The sequence below is a fragment of the Paenibacillus sp. Y916 genome (assembly GCF_056786435.1).
Map to the genome: position 1 here is coordinate 205951 of NZ_JBXCJA010000006.1, position 16855 is coordinate 222805.

Sequence of the window (16855 nt, forward strand, 5' to 3'; positions counted from 1 at the left end):
TTCAAACAGACCGTAAGGTCGGTTAAGTGGTGAGTAGTTCAAAAAAGATCATCATAATGACATGATAAATTTATTTTTAAAACCTCAAAAAAGGGATACCCCTACTTCAATGTTAGGTGGGAAATGATATAGATACAGAGTATAAAGCAGTGAAATTTTACGGCTAATATGATATGCTATGGCTATAACATTAACTATTAACCACCTTCTCTCCAGCATGAGCATAGAGAGCATTCTATTTATAAAGCATCTAGCAAAGATGATCAAACTTTAATTCACACCTACGTGTGTTTATTAATTTGACGTTTTTGCTAGGTGCTTTTTTTGTGTACCTTACAACCCAAATAATGATTTCGAAAGGAAGTTTAAAATGAAAAAAGAAACCAATTACAGTATGAGAGTTGCAAGAAGGTGTAAAGACAACATGGGGCTCGATCTGTCAAAGAATGCTCTATTTACAGAATCAGCAATGTTCAGTGGTCTTGGAAACTCTAAGGAGATTGAAGAGACTACAAAGAAATTAAGTCTTATTCGTTGTCCAAACACACCAGATGGACATGATTTTGATCTTTGGGAAGGCAACCAATTGTTGGAACGCTTTAAAACGAAAATGGCAGCAATAACTTATGCTAACAGGAAATTCTCAAACGTAGTTGTTAATGATCGAAGTTAAGAACTTAGTTATACTTGTTCCATGTTGGGACCTCTTCTATTGCATAGCCGATAATGATTGGATATAATTTAAACATACCTTATATCAGATTTTTCCAATATTAACGGAAGGTCATGCGACGAATTCCGAATTCTTAGATCCTATGGATCCTTTTACTACTGAAACCTTGTTTCGGTGTGTATATTGTAGAATCGTTAATCAGCATGATCTTTTTTTGTTATATGTTGATTGTCTGATGTATCCCCCAAAAACACTCAGTTTTGAGTGGTGTAAGGAGTAATCCTTTATCGCCACCCATTCTGAGTGTTTTTTTATTTTTAATAACCATGAAGGCGGTTTGAAAAGTCTATTTTATCTAATAGGAAAAAATCTCATTTTGGAGGAGAAAACTATGGCGATTCGTTTTATACTCGGTCGAGCCGGAAGTGGAAAGACGGAAAAATCTTTGGAGGAAATAAAAGAAAGGATCATTTCTGACGTTAAAGGACATCCAATTATCTTCTTGGTGCCTGAACAAGGGACATTTCAAGCAGAACACGCATTGTTGACTACTCCGGGCATAAATGGGCTAATACGCGCGCAGGTCCTTTCGTTTAAAAGACTGGCGTGGAGAGTTATGCAGGAGCAAGGCAATACTGTAGGAAACCCAATTGATGATACTGGGAAGAAGATGTTGCTTCAAAGAATTCTTCAGAAGCACAAAGATGAGTTCAAAATATTTCACGCATCAACGGAGAAAATGGGATTCATTGATAATTTAAATTCCATGTTGAGTGAACTTGGTCGATATTGTCTTACACCCGACATGCTCCAAACGCAACTAGATAATATGGAAGTAGCAGAATCAGATGAAGTTGTTCTACAGGATAAACTTAACGATTTGTTAATCGTATTTCGGGAGTTCGAACAGATTCTTGCTTCAAACTATCTCGATGGCGAATCCTATTTAACTCATCTTACAACTCAATTATCTCAAAGCGCTTTAATAAAGGGAGCTGAGCTTTGGATCGATGGGTTTAATGGATTTACACCTCAAGAAATTGATGTTTTAGGGCAAGCAATGGTGCACTTTCAAAATGTAACCATCACATTATGTCTCGATCGTCCTTATGAAGCAGACGATGTTCCCAGTGAACTCGATCTCTTTCATCCTACAGCGATGACTATGATCACGATACAAAATCAGATTAGAGATCTTGGATTAGAACCCGCTTCATGTGAAGTGTTAGATTCAGCTGTAATCCCTCGATTTAAGGATAGTCCAATGATCGCTCATCTTGAAAAGGTGTTTGATAAACGACTAAATGGAACACGGGTAGCATACGGCCAACCAAGTGATGATATAACGATTTTTTCTGCGTCTAATCGTCGTGCTGAAGTGGAAGGGGCTGCAAGAGAGATTATCCGCCAAGTGAGGGATGAAGGTCTAAGGTATCGCGATATCGCTATCAGAGTGAGAAATATTGAGGACTATAGTGATTTGTTTTCCACTATATTCAAGGATTATGGTATTCCTTACTTTTTAGATGAAAAGAGGATCGTACTACATCATCCTATAGTTGAGTTCATTCGTTCTGCTATGGAAGTTATACAAAACTACTGGCGTTTTGATTCCGTTTTTAGATGTGTTAAAACGGACCTATTGTTGCCTTTGGTTGATGGAAAACTTCCTCGGAAAAATAGTCGGCGCATTGCCCGTAATGAGATGGATGAGCTAGAAAACCTCGTTCTTTCTTTTGGGATTAGTGGTGCGAGATGGGGAGATACGAAAAATTGGAATTTCAAGAGTTATCGTTCAGTGGATGATGATGATCCAGAAGAAATCGACCCAGCCTATACCAAGAGAATGGATCATTGTAGACGAACGGTAGCTCGACCACTGAAGGCATTCCAGAAGAGAATGAAGAAGGCTTCCAATGTTCGAGATCAAGTGGAGGCTCTCTATTTACTTCTTGAAGATGTGTCTGTAACAGAGAAATTACAACAGTGGAGTGAAGAAGCATTTCTTGAAGGTCGTCCTGAGAAATCAAAAGAACATGCACAGATTTTCGATAACATTATGGACATGCTTGATCAGATGGTGGACATCCTTGGTGATGAAACCATTTCAGGAGAATTGTTCAGAAAGATAATTGAAACTGGTTTGGAAAGTATCCGTCAGGGCCTCGTTCCACCGGCGTTAGATCAAGTGTTGATCGGTAGTATTGATCGAACTAGATCTGCTCAAGTTGTGGTAGCTATGGTGCTTGGTGTAAATGATGGGATATTACCACAAGCCATTAGTGAAAATGGAATCATGAATGAGACAGAACGAGAGACACTCACCAAGGCAGGCCTTAAGTTAGCTGATGGGGCGAGAAGAAAATTATTAGATGAACAATTCTTGATTTATACGGTCTTATGTTCTCCATCCAAATGTCTTTGGTTAAGTTACCCTTTAGCGGATGAAGAGGGTGCTAAGTTATTACCTTCTGAGATCATTAAACACTTAAAGATATTATTCCCCTATGCGAGAACAGGTCAACTACAAGGTGAACCCACTTCCTCTATGAATGATCAAGAAAGCCTCAGTTACATTGCTTCAGCAAACAAAGCGTTATCCTATTTGATGGTTCAACTGAAACAGTGGATGACAGGAGAACCACTCGCAAATGCGTGGTTGGATGTCTATAACTGGTTGCAAAATAGTCCGGATTGGACTAACAAACTTGCACTGCTTACGGGTTCCTTAGCTTACACCAATGAAGAGGCTCCTTTGACTGAAGAGACGAGTTTACTTTTGTATGGTGAGAACTTGCGTTCCAGTGTATCGAGAATGGAGAAATTCGTCTCATGTCCATTTATGCATTTTGCTGAAAATGGCCTTCGATTACGCGAACGACAAATTTTCAAACTTGGAGCCCCGGATATTGGTCAACTGTATCATGCCTCATTAAGTGGACTATTCAAGGAACTTCAAACGGATAACATTCGCATGGAGGATTTGTCTGCAGAAGAACTCTTAAAACGGGCAGCATCAATCGTCGATCGATTATCACCTCGACTTCAAGGGCAGATATTAGATAGTTCTTTCCGATATCGTCATATCTCACGTAAAATCACAAACATCGTAGGTCGATCAGTCGGTGCTTTACATGAGCATGCTAAACGTGGAGAGTTTCGTCCGGTAGGGCTAGAACTTGGATTTGGTCATGGGCAGCTACTACCTCCTTTGAGCATTGATCTCCTTAATGGGCGTTCTATGGATGTGGAAGGAAGGATAGACCGAGTTGATGCTGCTATTGTGAACGAGGATACTTCCTTGCTACGAATCATTGATTACAAGTCGAGCATGAAAAACCTAGCTTTAACAGAAGTGTATCAGGGAATGTCCTTGCAAATGCTAACTTATTTGGATGTTGCAATGAGTAATTCTCAACTGTGGCTTGGAACTAAGACATCTCCAGCAGGTGTACTTTATTTTCATGTGCATAATCCTATGATTACTAATGCTAATCCATTAGATCACGACGTTGCTGAAAAAGAAGTGCGGAAGCATTTTAAAATGAAGGGTCTTGTCCTAGCTGATCAAGATGCTGTTCGTATGATGGATAACCAAGTCGATGGCCACTCTGAACTAATTCCGGTTGGATTAAAGAAAGATGGAGGCTTTCATAGTAACTCCTCTGTCGCAACATCTTCACAATGGGAGCTACTTCAAGGGCATGTACGGGATACCATAGGACAAATCGGATCTGAAATTTTGAGTGGGCGGGTAGATATAACACCTAACCGTACAAGTAAAAAGACAGCTTGCGATTATTGTTCATATAAGCCGGTGTGTAAGTTCGATTCTCTCTTTGATGGTAACCACTACAATACCGTAAAAAGTATGAGTAATGAGGATGTTTGGCAAGCAATAGACGGTAAAGACGAGGCCAATCCTGATGAAAATAAATGATTCTCTGAAGGGAAGTAGATAGTGTGTCTGCAATCAAATCAAATGTAAGTACGAAATGGACCGCCGATCAACTCAGCGCTATCGTAGAGAATGATAAGGATATTCTAGTATCTGCAGCTGCGGGTTCTGGTAAAACTGCTGTTTTGGTCGAAAGAATTATTAAAAAAGTTAGTAACCCTGATATTCCAGTTCATATTGATGAGTTATTAATTGCAACGTTTACGAAAGCTGCAGCTGCTGAGATGAGAGAGCGAATAAGGGATGCTTTGGAGAAAGAAGTTTTCAAAGATCCAGAGAGCGACCACATTCGCAAGCAACTCGCATTGATTAATCGCGCATCGATCACCACATTACATTCATTTTGCAAAGAGGTCATCCTAAGGTATCACCAAAGGATTAATCTAGATCCAAGTTTTCGTATCGCTAATACAACGGAATCAGACCTTATCCGACAGGATGTATTGGAAGTGTTGATGGAACAAAAATATGAGAGTATGGTTCCGAGTAGTTCATTTTGGACTTTAGATGCATGGTTCAGTGGCGAGAAGAGTGATGATGCGCTATTAAAGCTCATTGCGGAGCTATACGACGCATCTAGAAGTCATCCTAATCCAGAGCATTGGCTATTATCTATGGCGAATCTTTTTGAAGGTTCGGATTCTGGTTCCATATGGTTCGACAGCTTGAAGACAGATGTCGGCTTGGAACTTCAGAGTATTCAAGCCATGCTCATGGACGCAATAAAAGTAGCTATGTCACCTGAAGGACCACTTCCTTACCTCGACAATCTCCAGAGTGAAGTAAGTAATCTGGAGACGATTATATCGTCGTCTGCTTCTACATGGGATGATTTGTATGACAGTTTACAGGTTAACGTATTCGAACGTTTGAAGCCTTGTAAGAAAGACAGTTTTGATGAGTCTCTCATTAAACGTGTGAAAGATACACGTGATGGGGCTAAGAAGGCATTGGAGAAGGTAAAGGAAGAGATCTTCAAACGCTCTCCTGAGCAATATCGGAACGAACTACATCAAATGGCGCCGTTAATGCGTGAACTGGTTGATCTGGTTATATCTTACGGCAAAGAGTACCAATCTGCTAAAGCAGAAAAGAATCTAGTCGACTTCTCAGATCTTGAGCACTATTGTTTGCAGGTGTTAGCCATCGAAGTGGAACCGGGCATTTACACTGCATCGCCAGCTGCATTTGCGTATCAAAAGCAATTTAAAGAAGTTCTCCTTGATGAATATCAGGATACCAATCGTGTTCAAGAAGCTATTGTGAGCATGATATCGAAAAGTGAACCAGGTAACCGATTCATGGTAGGTGATGTTAAACAGTCCATTTATCGATTTCGTTTGGCGGAGCCAGGATTATTCTTGGAGAAGTATGCTCGATATACTAAGGACGGTTCAATAGATGGAATGAGGATTGACCTCGCTTCCAATTTTAGAAGCCGTCGAGAAATCGTTGATTCGGTAAATTATATTTTCCGTCAGATTATGAGTCCCCGAGTTGGTGAGGTTCCCTACGTTAAGGAGGCTGAGTTAATCTACGGAGCAAACTATCCAGAAGAATCAACGGAACCACAAGATTATACTACAGAGGTCTTGTTAATTGATCTCGATAAGAAAGAAACTAGTGAAGCGGATCTATCTTTCATAGTACAAGATGAAGAAGATGAGGATAGTTCATATTTCTTACAGCTTGAAGCTCAAGATATTGAACCCGCTGCGATGGAAGCAAAAGTTATCGCTAAGGAAATCAATAAACTTATGGGCAAGACTGTAAATAAGAAGTTTGAGGTATACGATAAGAATTCAGGTGGCATGCGCTCCGGTACTTACCGTGATATTGTCATAGTCTTGAGATCAACTAAAACTGCTTCTGCGATGATTGAAGAGTTGAAACTTCAAGGGATACCAGCCTATGCGGAAGTAAACAGCGGGTATTTTTCAGCTACTGAGGTTGAGATGATGATGTCGATCTTAAAAATCATCGATAACCCCTATGATGATATTCCGCTTGCTGCTACACTTCGTTCTCCAGTTGTTGGGCTTTCCGCTAATGATCTTGCTAAGATTCGCTCTTCTAAACGAAGTGGACCCTTCTATGAATCTCTTATGAGGTACATAGGAGAGATACTTCCAGGTGAAAAGGAAGTTCCAGAAGATAACCAACTTCTTCTTAATGAAACAGGGACTGGAGTTGAATTACTCAGAAGGCATGACCCAATTTCTATTAAGTTACGAACTTTTTTGACTCACTTAGAAAACTGGAGAACGGATGCAAGACAAGGATCATTAGCTGACCTGATTTGGAAAATTTACCGTGAGACGAATTATTATGATTTCGTTGGTGGATTACCTGGTGGTATCCAACGACAAGCGAACCTCAAAGCATTGTACGATCGTGCTAGGCAATATGAGGCGACTTCATTTAGAGGTTTGTTCAGATTCTTGCGCTTTATTGAGCGTATGAAAGAATCGGGGAATGACCTCGGCACGGCAAAAGCTCTTGGGGAACAAGAAGATGTAGTCCGTATTATGTCGATTCATAAATCCAAAGGGCTAGAGTTTCCCGTTGTATTTATGGCTGGTTTAGGTAAACAATTTAATCAGCAGGATCTGAACGGTAGTTTTCTAATTCATAAAGAACTTGGCTTCGGTCCTAAATTCGTCGATACAGACCTAAGAGTAAGTTATCCGTCCTTATCATCCTTAGCAATCAAACGGAGAATGCGGATGGAATTACTCGCTGAGGAAATGCGGGTGTTGTATGTGGCGTTGACAAGAGCGCGTGAAAAAATGTACCTTGTTGGAGCCATTAAGAATTTAGACAAAAAGATTAATTCGTGGATGAAGCATTTAGGACTTAAAAACGTTCTCTTACCGGATCATGATTTAGCAAAAGCTACTTCATATTTAGATTGGTTAGGGCCCGCTTTAGTACGACATGCAGACGCTCAACTTTTACGCGACATGACCGGTTTTGGTTATGCTGATTCATTATCTGATGAGGAGTCTAAATGGAACATACGTATTATGGATCCGAACGATTTAATAGTTGTTAGTGATCTGAATTTAATTCCTGTAGACAATGATGAGCGTAACATTCAGGTGCAATCGATATTAAAGCATGAACCTGTCACTTCAGAATCATCTACCATTCAAGATCAAGTCATTCGTAGACTGGAATGGGAGTATCCATTTGCTGTTGGTTCAACGATATTCTCGAAGACTTCGGTATCTGAGTTAAAGAGAATAGGGGAGATCAACCCGATGGTAAGGAATTCTCTTGCTGAACATAGTAGTGTGACACAAACCATTGGACAGATTAAAAAGGGTGGATCAATCACTCCTATCGGCTCAAGACGGCCTAGGTTTATGGAGCAAAGGGACATGACTGCAGCGGAGCGAGGGACGGTATATCATACGGTAATGCAGAATCTACCGATTGATGGTATGAAAAAAACGTTAAGCCTAGCTAAGGTGAAATCTGAAATTCAAACTATGGTAGATAAGCGACTCTTCACTGCCACACAAGCTGAGGCAGTAGATGTTCAACAAATTGCTAATTTCTTTACACAAGAGATAGGTAAGAAGATTCTATCTTCAAAAAATCTTCTACGTGAAGTGCCATTTACCTATGGTCTTTCCGCAGATGAGATTTACCCTGATACTGATGGTCCAGTAGGTAAAGAGACTATATTAATACAGGGTGTAATAGACTGCTTATTTGAAGATGGAGATGACTTAGTTCTTTTGGACTTCAAGACAGACTCAGTGAAGGATCAAACTCCTGAACAACTGATTGAAAAGTATCGAATACAACTTGAGCTTTATGCTAGAGCAATAGGAGATACTTGGAATCGACCGGTTACTAAGAAGTACCTGTATTTCTTTGATGGTGGGTTGCTTATTGAATTACAATAAATATAGAGGACGACATCTAAAAGGTGTCGTCTTTTTCTTTTGGATGAATTTTAAATTAGGCTACTTAAATTGCCTTAAACAGATCCTTTATTCTTTAGTTGGATAGAGGCGCATGATATCCTTTTACAAGCCTTTAAGCACGGAATGAAAAATTTGTTTTATATACTCATTGCATATCCTGGAACAAAGGATTAGTTTCAATTGAGAAATGATAATTCAATTATTGTGTTCTATCGTTTCTTGCTTGTTAAGTTCAGGGATGAAACAAAAGTATTGATATAATCGTATTATAGATAACTAAAAGAATGGAGTTGAAAAGAAAATGGCTAAGCGTACAAAATTGAAATTGTTATATATGACGATCCTATCTCTCGCGTTTATAGTAGTAGCTTTAGGAGTAGATATAAAAAACGAACACTTGTATTCTGTAATAACTTTATTAGCTGTTCTAGGCAGCGTGTTTTTATTAACTATGTTAATATTCATACTGCCAGGGCGTTTGAGTAAGAAGAGATAAATAGGCCAAATCAGGAAGATTCATGGAAGATTATAATACCTACCTTAGTAGTTACATATTTATCTGGAGTACAAGCAAAGTACAAATTAAATCCATTGGAAGTGCCAGACTGGTTGTATTGTTTTTTAATAGGTATACTGATCGGAATGTGTATCTATTACAGAAGGAAGTCACACATGCAGGAAACCATCGCGTTCTACATATTCGAGGTCATCAATTGTCCCTATGTGCTTGATGTACCGGTATAATTGTTGGATATATATTGTTACCGTACTTTATTCTGTTTCAGTTAGGAATTTTTATTGGTATAATCTTCTGTGTTCCCTTACTTGTAGATGGTTTCACAGAAAAATGGAAATCCTGAGAAAGTAATAATTTCTTACGGATATCGACTGTTTATTGTTTTGGAGTAAGGCAATGTATCCTTATCAGTTGGGAGCGCAGTTAGTACGTATTCTTTCATAAAAGATAGAATTAGATTTATATTATCTTAGGAGGTGTCCATATTTGGAAACAAAGATTTTACTTTCAGCTGTTTTTATTGTTATATTCACTTTACAAACATTAACATTGGTTTTGCAATTAATAAGAAAGAAGTATATAGATTCATTACTAAGTTGCCTCTTCATCAGTTCATTCTTAACTGTATCTGGAGGAGTATATTTTGAATCCCACAGCACAAAAATTATAGGCATGTCTCTTTTTGTGCTGATAACAATTGCTCAAGCGAAATATTCATTAATAGAATATAAAAGGAGTCATAAAAACAACATCCAATCCTAGACAATCTTTATATTTAACATGAGTTTATACCATGGTTTTCATTCATATATCAACCACCACTTTATCGTAAACATGAGAATAGAGGAATAAAATCTTTAATGTCTATGGCAAATGAAATTATATTAAGGCATCATATCCATGATAATGAGACGGGTGCATAATGTTAAACTCTACACCTTCACTATAAAAAGAATATTAAAAGAACTGTGGAATTTATGCTGGGACAATAAAATGAAGTGATATACAGGAGATATTTGATATGAGCGTCGATTTAAGATTCTATCTAAGTTCAATTAGTAAAGATATCGAATTCAAGATTTTATAGCAGGATATAAGAGTTCCTAATCAGGAGGATTTATGGAAGAGAATAATACCTTATTAGTTACATATTTATCAGGTGTACAAAGCAAGTACACATTAAATCCATCGGGAGTGTCAGAGTGGTTGGAATGTTTCAAAACAAACAAAAATTATGTCTTTAAGAGTGGGAACTTTATCGAAGGTATAAATCCAACATTAGTAGCAACCTTTAAAGTCACTAATCGGTTCACGGAAATATATCAAAAGGTAGAAAACATTAAACAAGCAATAGTTGTTGATGTCGTTGAGAATAAACCAACAAAAATACCCGTAAGTTCTGGGATGGTTTATGAAACTGAAGTTGAGCATGAACCTGAACTTTATGGTAGACCAATGAGCGCATATTTGACTGTATTCAATTACAAGGTGGAATGTAAATGTGGAGCGAATTATGAAGCAAGAGAAAAACAACGTTTGATGTTAGTCGGTCCTTGTACTAAATGTAACGCCCCTGTGTTTACAGATGCTGAGTTAGGTTTAGTAGAGGGCGACCGGGGACTTTGTTGGTTGATGACTAACAAAAGATATATTGTTAGGGAGCGTTCTATGGAGATTATTAATAATCTCAAAAGCTATATGAATGAAAGTTTGGATAAAGTTAAAACGGTAGAATGCACCTCATGATATTAATTCATATTTTCCTGATTTTTTCTAATTATAATGTTACCTGCTTGGATTATTGAAGGATCGGTTTATCTTATTTATAAAGTAATTAGTATGGTTATCAAGTTTATATGGATGCTAGTAGAAATGGTTATGAATATAACGTTATTCACTAAAAAGGAGTGATACGACATGGAAGAAACTAAGGGAATTACTTGGAAAGAAGAAATTAGTAAACATATGTGGGGCATTATTCTTTTGATTATATTTTCAGTTGCAATTGGCGCTTTACTATTTTTCTCTAATAAAGAGGATGAAAGAGTAGCTAAGACAGTCTTTCAAACTTCCGGTACTGTACAATCGATTAGAACGGTACATAGTGAGGGTCGGCATTTTGGATTTCATATTGAGACTAAATATCTTAAAATTTCAGGTGAAGAGTATGAGATTTCCAAAGAAATGATTACTAATATTGGTAAAGGTGATGTATTGAAAGTGTCAGGTAAATTAGGACGTATTGATAAGTTGGAAAAAGTAGAGGGTAATGAATGAATCATATATACTATGATGGGCGTTATTTACTAAAAAGGGGTGATTTTATGAAAGTTTCAGCTGCTATGATTGTTAAAAATTCTCAACGTTGTATTTCTACCGGAATGACTTCTACAATCTCGCCTGCAACGGTATTATCATAAACAATATCAAAGACTGCCTTTTGACCTGAATTTTCCGTAGCATCTACGAAATGTAACGCCCCTGTGTTAAAGATATATTGTTATGGAACGTTCTATGGAGATTATTAATAAACTCAAAAGCTATATGAATGAAAGTTTGGATAAAAATATAACGGAATGTGAAATCCCTATATTTCTCTTGGAGTAACAATCCTATCTATTTACATATGTCTAAGTTATTAATATAATAAGGTTAATTGCATACCGGAAACGAGGAAGCACCTCGCACATAGGCTCACGCCTGTGTACGAGGTGCTTTTTTTGTTTTGAGTACCTAAAGTGGGAAGCAATACATTTTTTGTTCTTTGAAAACTTTATTGAATGTTTTACATGAATCTGGTGAATAAGGTTCGAGCAGGTTCCCTTTATAGTAGTGAGGCAAATAGAAACGCGTCAAGAGGAGAGGTGGGATGAATCCTAAATTTTTGAGAGATGTAGGGACTGTAGCTGATACTGCTCGGGATCTTTTCTCTACTACATTCAACAATCGAAAGGAAGATATCTATGTCAAAAAGTATAATAAAATCAGTAAAAAAATTAGGAATACTTTCAGTGGCTTTATCGGTAGTTATATCTGGATTAACCATTAGTCCTCAACCAACCATGGCATCTGGTACACCTCCAACCTTTACAGGAGCCTATCAAACTGGTAATCATGTCAAATTGGAATGGGCTACAGAGATGGCTGCTGCCGATATAATTAATGAAACTGGTTTTGAGTCTGGACAAGAAATCCCTTCCCTTACATGGACAGGTACAGGTAAACAATCCTTTGTGAGTGTTGCAGGTCAAGGGACCTCTTTACAATTAAATGATAATATTACAAATCGGGAAGGGAATATTAATAATCCACCCTGGATAACATCATCAACGGAATCTATGAGCAATTTCTCAGGTAAGAGTATCCCTTCGAACTCGACTATAAGCTTTACTTACAAAGCAAGATCCATTGGAGCATCTAAATCTAATATATATTTTCTCTTGGCTACGGGTTGGTTTAAAAGAGGCTATCCAATGAAGGATGCACAGGGTAAAAGTGTAATATATAATACCTCTGTGAACTGGAATAGTCCACCGACTTCATTTGAGGTTAAAAACTCCGACGGGACACCTGTAGATATACCAAATGATGCTGTATACGTCGTAGTATCTTCAAAAAATCAGAATCACCGATATGGTGTAATGAGATATTATTTCGATAGAACTGCACAGAAAATGGTCAACAGTGGGGTGGATTCTTATCCTTGGGTTTCTGCATCGCCCCTTCTGCCAGCAGAAACACCTATAAATGAAACTTTCTCTATGGGTGATAATGTTCTTATATACTCGGAAAATGGATATGGAATACCACAAAGGGCTATTCCTCTGACCGGACAGTGGGTTACGATCAGCGCTAACTCCCTAGTTCCAGAGAATGCAGAGTACGATACTATTGTACGAGGGTTGAAAACAAGATTGGTGTGGTCGAGTGATGGAATCATGCAAGTCGATGACATTAAAATCGGATATGCCACCGAAACTGAAATATTTCGAGACGGTTCATCACTCTATCGCGGATATCTTTCGGATTACGAGGATGTAACAGCGATAGATAAGACCAAGCCGACTGAACCTTCTGCAGTGACTATATCAATAGATGCTGCTCGTAAACCAGTAGTAACATGGTTACCCTCTGTAGATATTGGAACTACGTATAATTATCAAGTGAAAGGTTATCCAAAGAATGATCCTGCAACGGTGCTATCAGTTAATAAACCAGTGACGGTATCAACAGGGGTGTCGGGCTATAGCGTAGTAATTGATAATAATCCAACAACTATACCTCCAGCCACAATGACAACTACTGCAACGAGTTACACTGGAACAAACATAGTCAATGGTAACTTTTATGTCCATGTTGCCGCAATAGATCATCAGGGTAATGTTTCAGATGTAAGTCATACACGCTATGAAGATGTAATCAAACCCAATTTAGCACTGTCAACAAATCAAACAATATGGACAAATCAACCTCTCCAAATCGTAGCAGCTGCGAGTGATGCTGAGACTGGTATAAGTAGAATCCAATTACCCACTGGTGTTTGGTCTGTTGTCAATCCAGTTACTCATGCTATCATACAAAACGGTACTTATACTTTCATAGCTGAAGATAATGCTGGTAATCAAACCATTTCAGATCTGATCATAGATAAGATAGATACAATTAACCCCAGCATTAACATTACACCATCAGATCGTACCTGGGATGATGTTGGAGTAAATGCAGTAATAAGCTACAATGATGCTTTGTCAGGACTAGATGTTAATAATACATTTTACAAAGTAACGAACTCTAATTTGTTACCACTAAATTGGGATTTGGCAACGTCGATACAAAATATAGATATTACTGATGAAGGTATATGGTATATCCATGCTAAAACAAGGGATCTAGCAGGAAATGAAACAACAACTTCAACAAATGAGTTACAAGTGCAAAGACAGCCGGACCCTGTTCAATTAAACTTAGTAGCAGCTGATGAAACTTCTGCAACTATAGAGTGGAATCTGCCGATAGGTGGAACTTACACAGACGGTTATGAGTACCTTGTTGAGAATGAAACAACTGGTGGCTCTTGGACACTACAGTACCCAATAAACAGCTACACAGATACAAGCATATCTGAAGGAAAGAGTTATACCTATAATGTAACTGTTAGTAACCACGTAGGAACAAGTACAAAAAGTAACACTGTTGAAGCCTTGACCTTACCGGAAGCACCTTCTTCTGCCGATATTAAAGTAGAAAAAGACGGTAGACAAGCGGATCGAGCACTCGTAACCTTTACAGAAGTTCCTTCAGCGATGTTTTACCGTATTACTGTAAAGGACAATACAACACAACAAGAAGTATATAACCAAACCGTTACAGACTCGGTATATCAACCTATATCCAATTTAGAACCAGGAACCTTCTACACGGTAGGAGTATCAGCTATAAATGATAACGGAGAAGGTAGAGCAAGTTACGCAGGATTCTTATCATTACCTGATTCACCTACTGGTTTCACGGACGTACAGATTGGTGAAACAAGTATTGATCTAAGATGGAACACGGTAACAACAGCAACCTACTACGATCTAGAACGTGATGAAAGCTTGGTCTATGGAGGTAGTTTAAACGCATTCAGAGATAACTTTCTCACAGGTGGAACGATATACAATTATCGTATATCTGCAGAGAACCTAACAGGATACGGAGATTACTCGTATCTCAATAACATATGGACTCTACCATCGCAAGTTGCCGTATTCGAAATTGAAAGTGCAACAACAAACAGTGTAACCGTCTCTTGGGGTAGTGTTACGGGCGCTGAAGGGTATACCGTGATGAAAGATGTTGTTCAAGAAGCCGTTCTTTCATCTAGCGATACAACGTACAACGCAAACAATCTCTTACCTGGTGAAACGTATGTATTTACGGTGATACCAACAAATCACAGCGGTTCAGGGCAGAGTAAGTCTCTAGTAACCACAACGTTACCAGAACCGTTAGACAGTACAACGATCACAGTAAAGAACATTACAGAGACTGGTGCAACTATTCTTTTCGATTCCGTACATGGAGCAACCAAGTATAAGGTAACGGTGAATGGTATAGATTACGAGATCTCTAACACTGAACTAATCGTAACTGGTCTAACAGGTGCAGAAAAATACACCTACGAAATATCTGCAGGAACCTTAACGGGGTATGGAGAAAGCGTCACTGGATCATTCGTAACTCTTCCTTACGCACCAAACGGGGTAAAGCTAGATGAAGTGCATTCCGATTCGTTTACAATCAGCTGGGATATCGTACCCAACACTTCCGAATACATCATTACAGATATAAGTGGAATGGTACTAGGAACTGTAAACGGATCAACGTACACAGTGTCAGATCTATTACCAGGATCTACAACAACAATCTATATCTCCGGTAGTAACAATGGAGGAGAAGGTGCTAAAGCTTCCTTTTCACAACAGACTTTACCATTCAGTGTACTTGGCCAAGATACCAAAGAACCAATCGTAACTGAAGACTCCGTAGAAATATCTTGGGATACGGTTCCTGGAGCAGATGTTTATGACATATTTGATGGTGACGGCAACTTACTAGGATCTACAACAGATACGAATATCGTAATTAACGGTTTAGACTCAAGTAAAGATAACAACAATTGGATTGTAGTTCCTACGAACCCTGCAGGGCCTGCAGAACATGGCTACCGTGTACCGCCATTTGTGACCTTGCCGAGCAATGATTACACTGTAACCGTTACAGCTGACAACAATAAAGAATTGACCTTTATAGTTAATTCGAATCTTAAAGATGAAATATTTGTTATTGAACAAGACGGTAAGGAGATCTACCGAGGACAAGATTCTAAGATCGTTATTGATGGACTACAAGATAACAAAGACTATACATTTGAGATATGGACCGAGAACAGTAAAGGGGATAAATCAGATCCACAAACAGTGATAGGGAAAACACTTCCTGCACCGGTCATCCCAGAGACAGGGGGTAATGGATCTAATGGATCTGGCGGTTCAGGTACAGGAAGTCTTGTAGCAGAGCCTAAAGTTCCTACTGTCAAACCTGATGAAAAGGAAAAGGATACAAGTAATGTAGGTAACAACGGATCTCACTTTGAGGATGTAGGTAACTCTTTTGCTAGAGAAGCAATTAACTACCTTACCGATCGGGACATCATTAGAGGTGTAACCGATAAGATGTTTGAACCTAACCGTGCCATAACAAGAATGGAGTTTGCTGCGCTTATCGTCCGTGCGACCGAAGCACCAGCTAACAATGCCTTAGAAATAACGTACAAAGACATCAATACGAAAAGTTGGTATATGAAAGAATTAAATGCAGCAATTGCAAATAATATCGCAATTGGTTTTAGTGAAACTGAATTTGCTCCGTTACAAAACATAAATCGTGAGCAAACCGCAAAAATGCTAGCAAACGTTATGATTACAAAATACGGAATGAAAGAAGGAATAGAACTAAACAGTTTTAATGACAGTTTGGATGTTGCAGATTGGGCGAACGAATCAGTGCTCGTACTGGCTTCAAATGGGATTATTAAAGGTTACCCAGACGGATCATTTAGACCAAAACTTAACCTGACTAGAGCTGAGAGTGCAGAATTGATCTACCATATGCTACAAAACAAATAACAAATAATTATTAAGATTGGCCGCAATAGCGTCATGCTACTGCGGTCTTTTTCCTAGCATGAGGTATAATCGTAATTAACACTTGCACCTAAAGCTTCA

General features: G+C 38.5%; 8 protein-coding genes. All 8 read left to right on the forward strand.

The annotated features are described in order from the left end of the window. The first annotated feature begins 424 nt into the window (after positions 1-424). The 8 genes from AC1TO9_RS15185 to AC1TO9_RS15220 all read left to right on the forward strand — a co-directional run bounded on the left by AC1TO9_RS15185 (position 425) and on the right by AC1TO9_RS15220 (position 16756). Positions 425-673: a hypothetical protein gene (locus tag AC1TO9_RS15185; RefSeq protein WP_482059705.1), complete on the forward strand. Its 249-nt coding sequence runs from the start codon at positions 425-427 to the stop codon at positions 671-673. Positions 674-1064: 391 nt separating this feature from the next. Next, entirely contained in the window at positions 1065-4613 is a 3549-nt protein-coding gene (gene addB / locus AC1TO9_RS15190; protein WP_482059706.1) for a helicase-exonuclease AddAB subunit AddB, read from the forward strand. Positions 4614-4636: 23 nt separating this feature from the next. Then, positions 4637-8548 carry a helicase-exonuclease AddAB subunit AddA gene (gene addA / locus AC1TO9_RS15195; RefSeq protein ID WP_482059707.1) on the forward strand — a complete coding sequence of 1304 codons (3912 nt, stop codon included), beginning with the start codon at positions 4637-4639 and terminating at the stop codon, positions 8546-8548. Positions 8549-9312: 764 nt separating this feature from the next. After that, positions 9313-9429, forward strand: a complete 117-nt coding sequence (locus AC1TO9_RS15200) for a hypothetical protein (protein WP_482059752.1) — start codon at positions 9313-9315, stop codon at positions 9427-9429. A gap of 143 nt (positions 9430-9572) precedes the next feature. After that, a complete protein-coding gene (locus AC1TO9_RS15205) occupies positions 9573-9848 on the forward strand; it encodes a hypothetical protein (RefSeq protein WP_482059708.1) in 276 nt (91 codons plus the stop codon). A gap of 357 nt (positions 9849-10205) precedes the next feature. Continuing rightward, positions 10206-10832 (forward strand): hypothetical protein, encoded by a 627-nt coding sequence (locus AC1TO9_RS15210; protein ID WP_482059709.1) that lies wholly within the window; start codon positions 10206-10208, stop codon positions 10830-10832. Positions 10833-11003: 171 nt separating this feature from the next. Further along, positions 11004-11363: a hypothetical protein gene (locus AC1TO9_RS15215; RefSeq protein WP_482059710.1), complete on the forward strand. Its 360-nt coding sequence runs from the start codon at positions 11004-11006 to the stop codon at positions 11361-11363. A 686-nt stretch (positions 11364-12049) separates the two neighbouring features. After that, positions 12050-16756: an S-layer homology domain-containing protein gene (locus tag AC1TO9_RS15220; RefSeq protein ID WP_482059711.1), complete on the forward strand. Its 4707-nt coding sequence runs from the start codon at positions 12050-12052 to the stop codon at positions 16754-16756. Positions 16757-16855 lie beyond the last annotated feature (99 nt).

Coding starts and splice junctions, on each gene's coding strand:
- AC1TO9_RS15185 (WP_482059705.1), top strand. CDS start 425: ATGGGGCTCGATCTGTCAAAGAATGCTCTATTTACAGAATCAGCAATG.
- addB (WP_482059706.1), top strand. CDS start 1,065: ATGGCGATTCGTTTTATACTCGGTCGAGCCGGAAGTGGAAAGACGGAA.
- AC1TO9_RS15210 (WP_482059709.1), top strand. CDS start 10,206: ATGGAAGAGAATAATACCTTATTAGTTACATATTTATCAGGTGTACAA.
- AC1TO9_RS15215 (WP_482059710.1), top strand. CDS start 11,004: ATGGAAGAAACTAAGGGAATTACTTGGAAAGAAGAAATTAGTAAACAT.
- AC1TO9_RS15220 (WP_482059711.1), top strand. CDS start 12,050: ATGTCAAAAAGTATAATAAAATCAGTAAAAAAATTAGGAATACTTTCA.